The sequence below is a fragment of the Allobosea sp. genome, assembly GCF_030695125.1.
Lineage (GTDB): Bacteria > Pseudomonadota > Alphaproteobacteria > Rhizobiales > Beijerinckiaceae > Allobosea.
The window spans coordinates 26,606-39,646 of sequence record NZ_JAUYTP010000029.1; the positions used below are offsets into that span (position 1 = coordinate 26,606).

The following is a 13,041-nucleotide window of genomic DNA, read 5'->3' on the forward strand; positions in this document are numbered from 1 at the left end:
ACCGGTCCGAAGATCACGCCGGCCGGCGGGCCCCGATCACGGAACCACTTCGACAACGGTCACGGCGCGCCGGCGTTCCCGCCATCGGCGGCGGCGTCTGGACGCAGGCGCGGCGCCTTATGCCTCAGCCCGCCACGGATAGCTCCAGGTTTCCGTCAGCGTCTTGTCGCCGCTCCGGAGGAACGCGCGCATTTCGGCGAGTTGGCCTGGCTCGACGACGATGTCGATGAAGGCCCGGAACCCTTGCGTCTTCGGATTGGGCACGATGAAGGCCCGGTCGATCCGGCCATAGGCGATCGAGGGCACGATCTCGACCTTCTCGGGCTGCTTGAGGTGGTAGTCGAGATCGCCGCCGGCAAAATCGACGATGAAGCGTCGCGCCCCGGCATTGACCGGCTCGCCCGAACCCAGCGCCTTCGGCTTGGCCTGATAGGTGTTGATGATGCGCCCGCCCGGATGCAGATCGTTGGAATCCAGCATCGCGGTGAGCTTGTAGCCGAAGCTGAATTCGCGACCGGGCTCGAGCGGGGTCTTCGGCGCCCACAGCGCGACGATGTTGTCGTTCGTCTCGTCGGTCGTGGGGATCTCGATCAGCTCGACCACCCCCTCGCCCCAGTCGCCCTGCGGCTCGATCCAGTAGGACGGCCGCAGCTCATAGCTCAGGTCGAGGTCCTGGTAATGCTCGAAGACGCGGTCCCGCTGCATCAGGCCGAAACCACGCACATTGCGCTCGACGAAGGAGGAAATCGCCTGCTGCCTGGGGTTTCGCAAAGGCCGCCAGATCCATTCCCCGGTGCCGGAATGGACCATCAGCCCGTCGGAATCATGCAGCTCGGTGCGAAAATCGTCGTGGAAGCGGCGGTCGTTCTCGCCGGTGAAGAACATCGAGGTCAGTGGCGCCAGCCCGAGCTTCTCGATCGGCCTCCGCGGAAACAGCGTCGCCGCGACATCCGCCACCGCGTCGACGTCGGGATAAACGTGGAAGCGATAGGCCCCGGTCACGGAGGCTGAATCGAGCAGCGCATAGACCGTGACCCGCTCGGCGTTGGCTTGGGGCGCCTCGACCCAGAACTCCCGGAACATCGGGAACTCCTCGGCAGGTCCGCCGGCTCCGATCGAAAGCCCGCGCGCCGACAGGCCGTAGCGCTGCTCGCGGCCGAGCACGCGGAAATAGCTCGCGCCGATGAAGGAGATCAGCTCGTCATAGATGCGGGGATCGTTCAGCGGGTAATGCAGCCGGAAACCGGCGAAGCCGAGATTGACCGGCAGCGGCTTCTCGAACTTGACCCGGCCGTAATCGAAAAGATTGGCCGCATAGGGCACCGGCGTCGGCACGCCGTCGCGCACCACATTGACCACCACGGGGCGGGTGAAGAGGAAGCCCGGATGGAACATCTGCATCCGGAACGGGCTGCCGTTCTGGGCCAGCAGCGCCCGCTCGGGCCGGAAGCGGATGTCGCGCCAGGCATCGAAATCGAGCCGGGACAGCGGCTCCGGCAGGTTGGGGCCGGCGTCATAAGGCACGGCCGCGATCGCGCGCGCCCGGCTCACCACCTGCTCGAAGCCGAAGCGCGGCTGCGGCGGCTGCGCCGACGCCTCGGGCTGTGCCGCCGGCTGCTGCGCGAGCAGGACGGACGGCGCCGCGGAGAGGCTGAAGGCAGCTGAAAGCCCCGCCAGGACGCGGCGGCGGTCGGGAAGGGTCATGATGGGTCCGTCGTCTTGTCTTGGCCGCCTGCGGAGGCAGTCCATCAAAGGCTTGCCTGCCAGTGACTTAGGCGAGGAATTGGGGCCGGTCTAGGGCAGGATTTCACGATCGCTGCGGAGGCTCGTCCAAGACCGCCCGTTGACAGGCAGCGGCGGCGCTTTCTAACATTCTCATCGGCCGGATGCAGCCAGCCGCTCGCGCCCGCAAGGGTTTGGTGAATGCATCCCGAAATGGTTTCCCTGATCCCGATCGCTCGGTGGACGGCCCTCAGCAATGCGAGCCCTGATCGTTCCGTCCGCTCAACGAGAAGGATCACGACCATGCGCAGCTTTAGCGATGCGAAGCTGATAGCCAGGTCTCTGCGCGAGGCGATAGCCACGCGGCAGATCGATCTGTCCCACTCCGAAACCCTCGAAATCGTGGCGCGGCAGTTCGGCTATGCCGACTGGAACACGGCCTCGTCCAGACTGAACGCAGACCGCGATCAGCCGGGCCCGGCACCGGCCGATGGCTCCGGCATCGGCCTCGAAGCGGGCATTCCGATCCTGCGGATTTTCGACCTCGAGAAGGCGCGGGAGTTCTACCTCGACTTCCTCGGCTTCACGATGGACTGGGACCACCGCTTCGCCCCGAATTCTCCAACCTACATGCAGATCTCGCGCTCTGGCCTGACCCTGCATCTCTCCGAGCACCATGGCGACGCCAGCCCGGGCGCGACGGTCTTCGTCAGGATCGAGGGCGTCGACGTCTTCCACGCCGAACTGATCGGCAAGGACTACGCCTATTCCAAGCCTGGCATCCAGGACGATGCCCCTGGCGGGCGCCTGCTAGAGGTGCCCGATCCGTTCGGGAACCGCATCCGCTTCAGCGAGGCGCGGGACTAGGCGGCGCTCAGGCCGTCATCAGGCCGAGATGCTCGGCAAACGGTCCGAAATCACGATCCGCGTGCAGCAGGGCGTGCCCGCGCTCGATGCAGAAGGTGGCGATGATCAGATCCGCCGTCTTGCGCACGGTCACACCGAGCCCCCGGAGCCTGCGATAATTGCGGGCTCCCGCACGCGCAATCTCAGGGTCGAACATCTGCACGAGTGGAAAGCGGCGCATTCGCTGGTCGATCGCAGAGGCATGCCTGTCATCGCGCGCGCCCTGCAACAGCTCGAGCAAGACCAGATCGCCAATCAGGAGATCGGACGACTCGATCAGCGCATCGAGCCTGGCAACGGACGGGATCTCCTGGCCCCTGAGATGAGCGATCCAGACGGAGCTATCCGCGAGGATCAAGGCAAGAGCTCGACATCACGTCCCGTACGCATCTCGTCGAGGTCCCCTTCCCATCCCATGCCTTTCAACTCGTCGAAGGCCCTGCGTCGACGATGGTTTTCGACAAGGCGGCGAAGCGCTTCTTCGACGACCGCCTTCTTGGTGGAAAGTTCGGTCACCTCCATCGCCTCCTTGAGGAGCGCGTCATCGATGTCGATATTGGTGCGCATCGCGTCCCCATGTGTATGGATCGGGATTATCATACACATCGACGGTCTCGTCCGCAATTTCGACCCCGCGCCCCAAAAAACCTCTTGTCGTCGGGGGCCATCATCCGTATATGCCCTCTACCCAATTCGCACGTGCCTGTGGCCGCGTGTCAGTCGGTGGGCATCCGGACAAGAGGCCGGACAGCCGCCAGGTGTTGGAGACGGATGGAGGGGGATGGATATCCCCTCAAATCACGCTCCCGGTTCCCTTCTCCAGGGAACTGTCACCGAACAGCGACTGGCAGCCGGAGGCGAAACCGGCGAACCCCGAATCTCCACGGGGGACGCAGCTTAAAGCAACGACGGAACGGGCTTTTTTTGGTCTCGCTGGTCCTCCAAAGACCAGCACCGAAGAGGCTTGTCCTTCATTGCCGGGCGTGCGGGGTCTCCCCAAGCGACGGTTATCAGAGTCCGGACGTTTCGTTCGGTGGCCCGCGGCGTTTCCAACGCGCTGTGGCTCGCCTGATCGACTCAAGCCGGCTTCATGTCGCATCGGCGCCGCCAGCGCCGTAAGGGAGACGCGTCTCATGACCGAGCGCATCCGTGATTTTCTTCGCACCCGTCGCGACGACGGTCCTTGCGTCGTCATCGATCTCGATGTCGTCGGCGAGAACTACCATGCCTTCTCGCGGGCCCTTCCCGACACGCGCGTCTTCTACGCCGTGAAGGCGAACCCGGGGCCCGAAGTGCTTGCGTTGCTGGCTAAGCTCGGCTCCTGCTTCGATTGCGCCTCGGTCGTCGAGATCGAGCTCGCGCTCGCCGCCGGTGCGACCGCCGACCGGATCTCCTTCGGCAACACGATCAAGAAGGAGCGCGACGTCGTCCGCGCCATGGAGCTCGGCGTGCGCCTCTTCGCCGTCGACTGCACGGCGGAAGTCGAGAAGGTCGCCCGCTCGGCCGAAAAGACCGCCGCCAAGGACGCGCGCATCTTCTGCCGCATCCTGTGCGACGGCGCCGGTGCGGACTGGCCGCTGTCGCGCAAGTTCGGCTGCGTGCCCGAAATGGCAGCCGACGTGCTCGAGCATGGCCATCGTCTCGGCCTCGCGGCTTATGGCGTCTCGTTCCATGTCGGCTCGCAGCAGGCGAATGTGAACGCCTGGGATTCCGCTCTGGCCTCGGCCTCGGCGGTGTTCAAGGAGTGCGCCACCCGTGGTCTCTCGCTGTCGATGGTCAACCTCGGCGGCGGCTTCCCGGCGCGCTACCTGAAGCCGATCCCGGGCGTGCCGTCCTATGGCGATGCGATCTTCCAGGCGCTGTCGAAGCATTTCGGCAACCAGCTCCCGGAGACGATCATCGAGCCGGGTCGCGGCATGGTCGGTAATGCCGGCCTGATCGAGACCGAGGTCGTCCTGATCTCGAAGAAGGCCGCGGACGACCAGGTCGCCTGGGTTTATCTCGACATCGGCAAGTTCAACGGCCTGGCCGAGACCATGGACGAGGCGATCCGCTACCCGATCCGCAGCGCCCGCGACGGCGATGCGACGGTGCCCTGCATCCTGGCCGGCCCGACCTGCGATTCGGTCGACGTCATGTACGAGAAGACCCCGTACATGCTGCCGTTCAGCCTCGAGATCGGCGACAAGCTGCTGATCGAGGGCACGGGCGCCTATACGACGACCTATTCGGCCGTCGCCTTCAACGGCTTCCCGCCGCTGAAGCAGTACGTCATCTGACGTGATCGGGGCGCCGCAAGGCGCCCCGCGAGATCGGGTCCGGCGAAGCGCCCTGCCATGATCGGCAGGCCGCCCGCAGTTTCGGGCGGAGCGTCCGCGCCTCCAGAAGGAAGCGCGGCGGACGTGGCTCCCGCCGGACCCTCTTCCACACATCCCTGTTGCTTGTGGCCGCGTTCGCGCGCGGCGCCGGGAAGGTCTGCTGCGCGCAGGCGCTCCGGCCGGAGGTGCGTCATGATCACGATCCGCGATGAAATCGCTGCCGACATCCCCGCCCGCGAGGTGCTGCTCGACCGCTGCCTCGGCGAGCGCCGCACCGCCAAGTCGAGCGAGCGGCTCCGCGAGGGTCGTTTGCCGGCTGAAGGCCTGGCCTTGACCGCCGAGTGCGAGGGCGTCGTCGTGGCGACGGTGCGGCTCTGGCATGTCGAGGCCGGCGACAAGGCCGCGCTCCTGCTCGGCCCGCTCGCGGTCGCGCCCGAACTGCAGGGCGAGGGACTCGGCCGCGCGATGATGCGCGAGGCGATCTGGCGCGCCGCCTGCCGCGGCCATGGCGCCGTCCTGCTCGTCGGTGACGCCGCCTATTACGAGCGCTTCGGCTTCTCGGGTGATCTCACCCGCGATCTCGCCATGCCCGGCCCGGTCGAGCGCGAGCGCTTCCTCGGCCTCGAACTGCGCGACGGCGCGCTGGCGGGCGCCGTCGGTGTCCTCGTCGCGACCGGCCGTCCGGCCGAGGCCACGCCGGCCGCTGAGCCCGCGCGCCGCGCCGCCTGAGGATAACCATGACGGCCCCGGCGCTTCGTCGGGGCCGTCATGCATCCGTCATCGCACTGTAGCCACTCCGTCGTCACCGCCCGCCATGACCCCGCCCGAAGGTGGGGTCCATGGCGCAGGCGGTTTTCACGGCAGACAAGGCGAGGGAATGGAGCGCGCCGCGCTGGCGGCCGCGCCGGACGACCCTGCTCGCCTTCGCGATGCTCGCACCCTCGCTGCTGTTCCTGGCACTGTTCACCTACTGGCCGGTCGTCCAGGTCCTCTGGCAGTCGCTGCACGGGCAGGTCCGCGTCGGCGGCCCGCAGGCCTATGTCGGCGCGCAGAACTTCCTGAAGCTCTTCGCCGATCCGGCCTTCCGCAAGGCGCTGGCCAACAACCTCGTCTATGCGCTCGGCACGGTGATCCCGAGCCTCGTCCTGGCGCTCGGCTTCGCCATGGCCTTGGCGCGGTCGAGCCGGGTCAATGCGCTGTTCCGGGCGCTGTTCTTCCTGCCGGTCCTGATCCCGCTGGTCGCGGCGGCCTCGATCTTCCTATTCCTGTTCCTGCCCAATGTCGGGCTGCTCGACTACCACCTCGCCAAGCTCGCCATCTCCGGCCCCAACTGGCTCGGCGATCCCGATGTGGCGCTCTGGTCGATCATGGCGCTGACGATCTGGAAGAACGCCGGCTACTACATGCTGTTCTTCCTCGCTGGCCTCCAGGCCGTGCCGGCGGACGCCTATGAGGCGGCGATTTTGGACGGCGCCGGCCCCTGGCAGCGCCTGCGCTACGTCACCTTGCCCTATCTCAAGCCGACCATCGGCTTCGTGCTGGTGATCGGCCTGCTCAACGTCGTCACGCAGGTCGACCATGTCTTCGTGCTGACCAAGGGCGGCCCGTCGGACTCCACCAACCTGCTGCTGTTTTATGTCTACCAGCAGGCGGTCGAGAACTACGACGCCGGCCGCGCCGCCGCCGGCACGCTGGTGATGCTGGCGCTGCTGCTCGCCGTCACCGCCTTCTCGCTGCGCACGCTCGAACGCTCCTTCGGGGAGAAGGAGGCATGAGCGCCGCCACCATGAGCACCGGCGTTTCGACCGGCGAGATCACGCCGAAGCTCGGCTATGTCGCGACGCTGCTGATCGCCAGCCTCTGGATGGTGCCCTTCCTCTGGATGCTGGTCGCGGCCTTCAATCCTGAAAGCATCGGGGCGGGCATGGCCTCGCTGGTGCCGTCCTACGTCCCGACACTCGCCAACTTCCGCGAGGCCTGGGCCTCGGCCGATTTCCCGCGCTATGGCCTGAACACGCTGATCATCACGCTCGGCATCCTCGCCGTGCAGGTCGTCACGATCACGCTCGCCGGCTACGCCTTCGCCAGGCTGGAGTTCCCCGGCCGCACGGTCTGCTTCTATCTGTTCCTGCTCCAGCTCATGCTGGCGCCGGTCGTGCTGATCGTCCCCAATCTCACGACGATCGCGCAGCTCGGCCTCTATGACAGCCTGCTCGGCGTGATGGCGCCCTATTTCGCCTCGGCCTTCGGCACCTTCCTGATGCGCCAGGCCTTCCGGGCGATTCCGCGCGAGCTGGAAGACGCCGCCCTGATCGACGGCGCCAGCGTCTTCCAGCGCATCGGCTTCATCTACCTGCCGCTGGCCAAGCCCTCGCTCGTCGCCTTCTCGATCGTCTCCGTCACCGCCCATTGGAACGAGTTCCTCTGGCCACTGATGGTGATCAACTCGCCCGATCTGCGCCCGCTCACCGTCGGCCTCGCCTCCTTCACCCGCGGCGCCGAGGGCGCGCAGGCCTGGGGCGTCATCGCGGCGGGAACCCTGCTGGTCAGCGCCCCCCTGCTGATCGCCTTTGCGCTGTTCCAGCGCGCCTTCGTCAACTCCTTCGTCTCCTCCGGCATCAAGTAAGGGAAGCCACCATGACGACCACCCGCCGCACTGTCCTCGCCGGCGCCGCGCTCGCCGCGAGCTTCGCGCTCTCGCCCGCCTTCGCGCAGGCCCCCACCGAGATCGAGCTGTTCTTCCCCGTCCCCGTCGACGGCCAGCTCGCCCGCGACATGGCCGCGATGATCAAGGAGTTCAACGAGAAGAACCCGTCGATCAAGGCGACCCCGGTCTATACCGGCTCCTATGACGAGACCCTGATCAAGACCCGCGCCGCGATGAAGGCCGGCAAGCCGCCCGCCGCCGTGATCATGTCCGCGAACTTCCTGCTCGACCTCAAGATCGAGGGCGAGATCCAGCCGATGGACGGCCTGATCAAGGCCGACGGCAAGACCAACGACCAGTTCATGGGCCAGTTCTTCGACGCGCTGCACGGCAATGCCGTGCTCGACCGTCAGGTCTATGGCGTGCCCTTCCACAACTCGACGCCGCTGCTCTACGTCAACACCGACCATCTCAAGGAAGTCGGCCTCGACCCCGACAAGCTGCCGGCGAACTGGGAAGAGCTGGTCGCGACCGCCAAGAAGCTGACCAAGCGTGACGGCGACCGCGTCACCCGCTGGGGCATGATGATGCCCTCCAACTATGATTACGGCGGCTGGATCCTGCAGGCCCTGACCCATTCCAATGGCGGCCAGTGGTTCAACGTCGATTACGGCGGCGAGGTCTACTACGACACCCCCTCCATGCTCGGCGCCCTGACTTTCTGGTCCGACCTCATCGCCAAGCACAAGGTCCATCCGGCCGGCGTCCAGGCGGGCGGCGCGGTCTCCTCGGCCTTCCTCTCGGGCCAGGCCTCGATGATGCTGCTCTCGACGGGCTCGCTGACCCATATCCGCAACAACGCGAAGTTCCCCTACAAGGTCGCCTTCGTGCCGAAGAACGTGAAGAACGAGGTGCCGATCGGCGGCGCCTCGCTGGTCATCCCGACCGGCGTCGAGGGCGAGCGCCGCAAGGCCGCCTGGACGCTGATCAACTGGATGACGAGCCCTGAGAAGTCCGGCTGGTGGAGCCGCGCCACCGGCTATTTCGCCCCCAACAAGGCCGCCTACGACCTGCCGGAGATGAAGGCGTTCATCGCCAAGAACCCCGACGCCGGCATCGCGGTGAGCCAGCTCGCTTTCGCCAAGCCGTGGTTCGCCACCTACAAGACGGTCCCCGTCCGCAAGGCCATCGAGGACGAGCTCGCCGCCGTGCTCTCGGCCAAGAAGACGCCGAAGGAGGCGCTGGTTGCTGCCCAGAAGGGCGCCGACGAGATCATGCGTCCTTACGTCGAGCAGACCGCGCTGAAGCTGCCGACGAACTGAACGCCTGCTCGACGTCATGCCCGGCCTTGAGCCGGGCATCTCATCATCACCCTTCTGCCTGAGATGGCCGGGTCAAGCCCGGCCATGACGGCGTGCTGGATACCACGCACATGCTCATCGCCCAGATCACCGACCTGCACATCCGCCCGCGCGGCAAGCCCGCCTATCGCGTCTCCGAGACCAATGCGCTGAGCGAGCGCGCGCTCGATGTCGTCGCCAGGCTCTCGCCCCGCCCCGATCTGCTGGTGATCACTGGCGACCTCACCGACTGCGGCCTGCCCGAGGAATACGCCATCCTGCGCGCGATGCTTGATGGCCTCGGCATTCCCGTCCTCGTCGTGCCAGGCAACCATGATCGCCGCGAAACGCTGACCGCGGGGCTGGCGCTCGATTCCCGCCAGGTGCTGGACGGCGGCTTCGTCCAGTTCGCTGCGGATCTTGGCCCGATGCGCCTGATCGGCCTCGACACGCTTCTGCCGGGCAAGAGCGCCGGCGCGCTCTGCCCCGCGCGGCTCGCCTTCCTCGACAAGGCGCTGACGGAAGCCGACGGCAAGCCGGTCGCGATCTTCATGCACCACCCGCCCTTCGATTGCGGCATCCGCCACATGGATGCGATCCGCCTCCTCGACGGCGCGCAGGAATTCGCGGCCATCGTCGCGCGTCATCCCAACATCGAGCGCATTCTCTGCGGCCATCACCACCGGCCGATCGTGACGCGCTTTTCCGGCACGATCGCGCAGATCGCCCCGAGCGTGACCCATGCCGTCACGCTCGACCTGTCGGAGGCGAGCCCCTCGACCTTCCATATGGAGCCGCCGGCCTATCTGCTGCATTCCTTCCGCGAGGGTGCCGGCTTCGTCACGCACACGGCCTTTGTCGAGCGCTCGCCCGGACCCTATCCCTTCGTTCTGGACGCCGATTATCCCGGCAGCCACTAGGCCTTCGCGGGGTGCGCTCGCGACCGCGTCTGTGGTTGATGTTTGACTTGGGGGACGCTTCCCCCCTAGGAGCCGGGGTGGCTCCGCGCGGCCACCCTCTCAACAGCGCCTTTCCCAAGGAGACAACCCGAGAATGAGCACCTGGCCCGTCTATGGAGAGATCACCGGCCCGATCGTGATGATCGGCTTCGGTTCGATCGGCCGCGGGACGCTGCCGCTGATCGAACGGCACCTGAAGTTCGACAAGAGCCGCTTCGTCGTCATCGCGCCCGATGACCAGAACCGCCACCTCCTCGACGAGCGGGGCATCCGCTTCATCCAAGAAGCCGTGACGCTCGAGAACTACAAGGACATGCTGTCCCCGTTGCTGACCGCCGGCGGCGGCCAGGGCTTCTGCGTGAACCTCTCCTGCGACACCGGCTCGCGCGACATCATGGAGCTCTGCTCCAGCCTCGGCGCGCTCTACATCGACACGGTCAACGAGCCCTGGCTCGGCTTCTATTTCGACGAGACCAAGGGCCCGGGCGAGCGCTCGAACTATGCCCTGCGCGAGATGACGCTTGCCGCCAAGCGTGCCCGGCCAACCGGCTCGACCACGGCCGTCTCCTGCTGCGGCGCCAATCCCGGCATGGCCTCCTGGCTCGCCAAGAAGGCACTGCTCAACGTCGCCTCCGACATGCGCCTCAACGTGCCGCAGCCGACCACCCGCGAGGAATGGGCCGGGCTGATGAAGCAGGTCGGCGTCAAGGGCATCCACATCGCCGAGCGCGACACCCAGCGTTCGAAGAACCCGAAGCCCCCTGGCGTCTTCGTCAACACCTGGTCGGTCGAGGGCTTCATTTCCGAGGGCGTCCAGCCGGCCGAACTCGGCTGGGGCACCCATGAAAAATGGATGCCAGAGAACGCCCGGACCCACGAGACCGGATCCCAGGCGGCGATCTACCTGATGCAGCCGGGCGCCGAGACCAAGGTCCGCAGTTGGTGCCCGACGCCGGGTCCGCAATACGGCTTCCTGGTCACGCACAACGAGTCGATCTCGATCGCCGACTATTTCACGGTGCGCGACGACAGCGGCAAGGCGATCTATCGCCCGACCTGCCACTACGCCTATCACCCCGCCAATGACGCGGTGCTCTCGCTGCACGAGATGTTCGGCAATGCCGGCCGGCCGCAGGAGGAGCATCACATCCTCGACGAGGAAGAGGTCATCGACGGCATCGACGAGCTCGGCGTGCTGCTCTACGGCCACGACAAGGGCGCCTACTGGTTCGGCTCGCAGCTCTCGACCGAGGAGACCCGCAAGCTCGCCCCCTACCAGACCGCGACCGGCCTGCAGGTCACCTCGGCCGTGCTCGCCGGCATGGTCTGGGCTCTGGAGAACCCCAAGGCCGGCATCGTCGAGGTCGAGGAGATGGATCTCGACCGCTGCCTCGAAATCCAGATGCCGTATCTGGGACCCGTGCAGGGCTATTACACCGACTGGACCCCGCTCGACGGCCGCCCGGGGCTGTTTCCGGAAGACATCGACGAGAGCGATCCCTGGCAGTTCCGGAACATTCTGGTTCGGTGAACAGCCGTCATTCTCGGGCGATGCGCAGCATCGACCCGAGAAACTCATGACGAAAAGGCACTGGTTTCTAAGATGCTCGGGTCAAGCCCCAGCATGACGAGCCGGATCGAACGGGCGCTACGGCGCCCGTTTGACGTTCACCCCCGCCAGCAGCGCCCCGCCGGTCAGGAAGAACAGGATCAGCACGGCAAGCCCCGCCCTCTGGCTGGCGAACACCGTCGTCGCCAGCGCCACCAGCGTCGGCCCCAGGAAGGACGTCACCTTCCCCGACAGGGCAAACAGCCCGAAGAACTCGCCGACGCGGTCGGGCGGCGCCAGCCGCGCCATCAGGCTGCGCGAGGACGCCTGCAGCGGCCCCGCCACCAGCCCGATCAGCAGGCCTAAGCCCAGATAGACCTTCTCCGGCAGCGAGCCGAACAGCCCGTCGCCCGGCGTCGCCGGCGCCGCCTCGACCACGAACAGGATCCGGTCGGGCGCCAGCGAGAGAATGCCGAGGCAGGCCAGCAGCAGGCAGCCGATCGCCCCCAGCACCACCGTCTTCCCGCCGATCGCATCGTCGACCCGGCCACCGATCCAGGCGCCGAACGTGCCGGTCACCGTCAGCAGGATGCCGAAAACGCCGATCTCGATCGTCTGCCAGCCGAAGACACCGGCGGCATAGATGCCCCCAAACGCAAACAGCGCCACCAGCGCGTCCTGATAGACCATGTTGGCGAGCAGGAAGCGCCCGAGCGAGGGCAGCCGCGGCAGCTCCCGCAGCGTCGCCATCAGACGCCCGACGCCGCCCTGCGCCGCCGCCCGCAGGCTCAGACCCGAGCGCACCGTATCCGGCGTGAACAGGAACATCGGCGCGACGAACACGACGAACCACAGCGCCGTCAGCGGGCCGGAGAAGCGGTCCCCCTCGCGCGCGGCGGCGTCGAGCCCGAGGATCGGTGTCAGCCCCACCAGCGTCTTGCCGGTGAGCGGATCGGCCGCCAGCAGCGCCAGCGTCAGCGCGAGCGAGATCAGCCCGCCGAGATAGCCGATCGCCCAGCCCGTCCCCGAGAGCCAACCCAGCCGTTCGGGCGGCACCAGCCGCGTCATCATCGCGTTGTTGAAGGTGGTCGCGAACTCGGCCCCGATCGTCGCCAGCACGAAGCCGCACAGCGCGATCGGCACGGCCCAGGGCGAGCCCGGCACGGCAAACCAAAGCGCACCCGACCCCAGCACCAGCATCGCGCCGAACACCGCGATCCACGGCTTGCGCGGCCCGGTCCGGTCGGCGATGCCGCCGAGCAGCGGCGACAGCAGCGCGATGCACAGGCCCGCGAATCCCGTCGCATAGCCCCACAGCGCCTGCCCCTGCGCCGGATCGGCGGCGAGCGCCGCGGCGAAGAATGGCGCGAAGACGAAGGTCGTGATCAGCGTGAAGAAGGGCTGCGCCGCCCAGTCGAAGAACAGCCAGGCGGTGACCGCGCGGCGCGGGGGATACGATGTCGGTTGCACCGCTCAGCCCTCATCCTGAGGAGCAAGGCGCAAGCCTTGCGTCTCGAAGGATGCTCCAGCGGCGTCGGGAACCTCCTGAACCATCCTTCGAGACGCCGCTCCGCGGCTCCTCAGGATGAGGGCGGCGGAC

General features: G+C 66.9%; 12 protein-coding genes. 8 read left to right on the top strand and 4 right to left on the bottom strand.

The window, feature by feature from the left end; translation table 11 throughout:
* Nucleotides 1-117: 117 nt before the first annotated feature.
* Nucleotides 118-1,704 carry an OpgD/OpgG family glucan biosynthesis protein gene (locus tag Q8S38_RS08535; RefSeq protein ID WP_305679998.1) on the bottom strand — a complete coding sequence of 529 codons (1,587 nt, stop codon included), beginning with the start codon at nt 1,702-1,704 and terminating at the stop codon, nt 118-120.
* Between the two features lie 321 nt (nt 1,705-2,025).
* Here Q8S38_RS08535 and Q8S38_RS08540 point away from each other — a divergent pair, with 321 nt between their 5' ends.
* Nucleotides 2,026-2,589 carry a glyoxalase superfamily protein gene (locus tag Q8S38_RS08540; RefSeq protein ID WP_305679999.1) on the top strand — a complete coding sequence of 188 codons (564 nt, stop codon included), beginning with the start codon at nt 2,026-2,028 and terminating at the stop codon, nt 2,587-2,589.
* A gap of 7 nt (nt 2,590-2,596) precedes the next feature.
* Here the strand turns inward: Q8S38_RS08540 and vapC are convergent, their stop codons facing one another.
* Together vapC and Q8S38_RS08550 are read right to left on the bottom strand one after the other, a co-directional pair.
* A complete protein-coding gene (gene vapC, locus Q8S38_RS08545) occupies nt 2,597-2,986 on the bottom strand; it encodes a type II toxin-antitoxin system VapC family toxin (RefSeq protein ID WP_305680000.1) in 390 nt (129 codons plus the stop codon).
* The gene (locus tag Q8S38_RS08550) at nt 2,983-3,195 is read right to left on the bottom strand and encodes a type II toxin-antitoxin system VapB family antitoxin (protein WP_305680001.1); all 213 of its coding nucleotides are present in this window, start codon (nt 3,193-3,195) and stop codon (nt 2,983-2,985) included. Before Q8S38_RS08550 ends, vapC begins: the two co-directional genes overlap by 4 nt.
* Nucleotides 3,196-3,761: 566 nt before the next feature.
* Between Q8S38_RS08550 and Q8S38_RS08555 the strand changes: the two genes are divergently transcribed.
* From Q8S38_RS08555 to Q8S38_RS08585, 7 genes are all read left to right on the top strand, one after another.
* Nucleotides 3,762-4,907 carry a type III PLP-dependent enzyme gene (locus tag Q8S38_RS08555; protein ID WP_305680002.1) on the top strand — a complete coding sequence of 382 codons (1,146 nt, stop codon included), beginning with the start codon at nt 3,762-3,764 and terminating at the stop codon, nt 4,905-4,907.
* A gap of 231 nt (nt 4,908-5,138) precedes the next feature.
* Complete coding sequence (locus Q8S38_RS08560; RefSeq protein WP_305680003.1) at nt 5,139-5,675, top strand: GNAT family N-acetyltransferase; 537 nt, start codon at nt 5,139-5,141, stop codon at nt 5,673-5,675.
* 200 nt (nt 5,676-5,875) lie between these two features.
* Nucleotides 5,876-6,721: a carbohydrate ABC transporter permease gene (locus tag Q8S38_RS08565; protein WP_305680497.1), complete on the top strand. Its 846-nt coding sequence runs from the start codon at nt 5,876-5,878 to the stop codon at nt 6,719-6,721.
* A complete protein-coding gene (locus Q8S38_RS08570) occupies nt 6,718-7,572 on the top strand; it encodes a carbohydrate ABC transporter permease (protein WP_305680004.1) in 855 nt (284 codons plus the stop codon). The genes Q8S38_RS08565 and Q8S38_RS08570 overlap by 4 nt, the downstream gene beginning before the upstream one ends.
* Nucleotides 7,573-7,583: 11 nt before the next feature.
* Nucleotides 7,584-8,915, top strand: a complete 1,332-nt coding sequence (locus Q8S38_RS08575) for an ABC transporter substrate-binding protein (protein WP_305680005.1) — start codon at nt 7,584-7,586, stop codon at nt 8,913-8,915.
* Between the two features lie 110 nt (nt 8,916-9,025).
* Entirely contained in the window at nt 9,026-9,853 is an 828-nt protein-coding gene (locus Q8S38_RS08580; protein ID WP_305680006.1) for a phosphodiesterase, read from the top strand.
* A 133-nt stretch (nt 9,854-9,986) separates the two neighbouring features.
* On the top strand, nt 9,987-11,423 hold the full coding sequence (locus tag Q8S38_RS08585) for a homospermidine synthase (RefSeq protein ID WP_305680007.1): 1,437 nt from the start codon (nt 9,987-9,989) through the stop codon (nt 11,421-11,423).
* Between the two features lie 117 nt (nt 11,424-11,540).
* On the opposite strand, the gene Q8S38_RS08590 is transcribed toward Q8S38_RS08585, so the two are convergent.
* A complete protein-coding gene (locus tag Q8S38_RS08590; RefSeq protein WP_305680008.1) occupies nt 11,541-12,911 on the bottom strand; it encodes an MFS transporter in 1,371 nt (456 codons plus the stop codon).
* Nucleotides 12,912-13,041 lie beyond the last annotated feature (130 nt).

Bases quoted from the DNA above. Each gene is read 5' to 3' on its own strand.
- Q8S38_RS08535 (WP_305679998.1), bottom strand. From the start codon at position 1,704: ATGACCCTTCCCGACCGCCGCCGCGTCCTGGCGGGGCTTTCAGCTGCC.
- Q8S38_RS08540 (WP_305679999.1), top strand. From the start codon at position 2,026: ATGCGCAGCTTTAGCGATGCGAAGCTGATAGCCAGGTCTCTGCGCGAG.
- Q8S38_RS08550 (WP_305680001.1), bottom strand. From the start codon at position 3,195: ATGCGCACCAATATCGACATCGATGACGCGCTCCTCAAGGAGGCGATG.
- Q8S38_RS08555 (WP_305680002.1), top strand. From the start codon at position 3,762: ATGACCGAGCGCATCCGTGATTTTCTTCGCACCCGTCGCGACGACGGT.
- Q8S38_RS08560 (WP_305680003.1), top strand. From the start codon at position 5,139: ATGATCACGATCCGCGATGAAATCGCTGCCGACATCCCCGCCCGCGAG.
- Q8S38_RS08565 (WP_305680497.1), top strand. From the start codon at position 5,876: ATGCTCGCACCCTCGCTGCTGTTCCTGGCACTGTTCACCTACTGGCCG.
- Q8S38_RS08570 (WP_305680004.1), top strand. From the start codon at position 6,718: ATGAGCGCCGCCACCATGAGCACCGGCGTTTCGACCGGCGAGATCACG.
- Q8S38_RS08575 (WP_305680005.1), top strand. From the start codon at position 7,584: ATGACGACCACCCGCCGCACTGTCCTCGCCGGCGCCGCGCTCGCCGCG.
- Q8S38_RS08580 (WP_305680006.1), top strand. From the start codon at position 9,026: ATGCTCATCGCCCAGATCACCGACCTGCACATCCGCCCGCGCGGCAAG.
- Q8S38_RS08585 (WP_305680007.1), top strand. From the start codon at position 9,987: ATGAGCACCTGGCCCGTCTATGGAGAGATCACCGGCCCGATCGTGATG.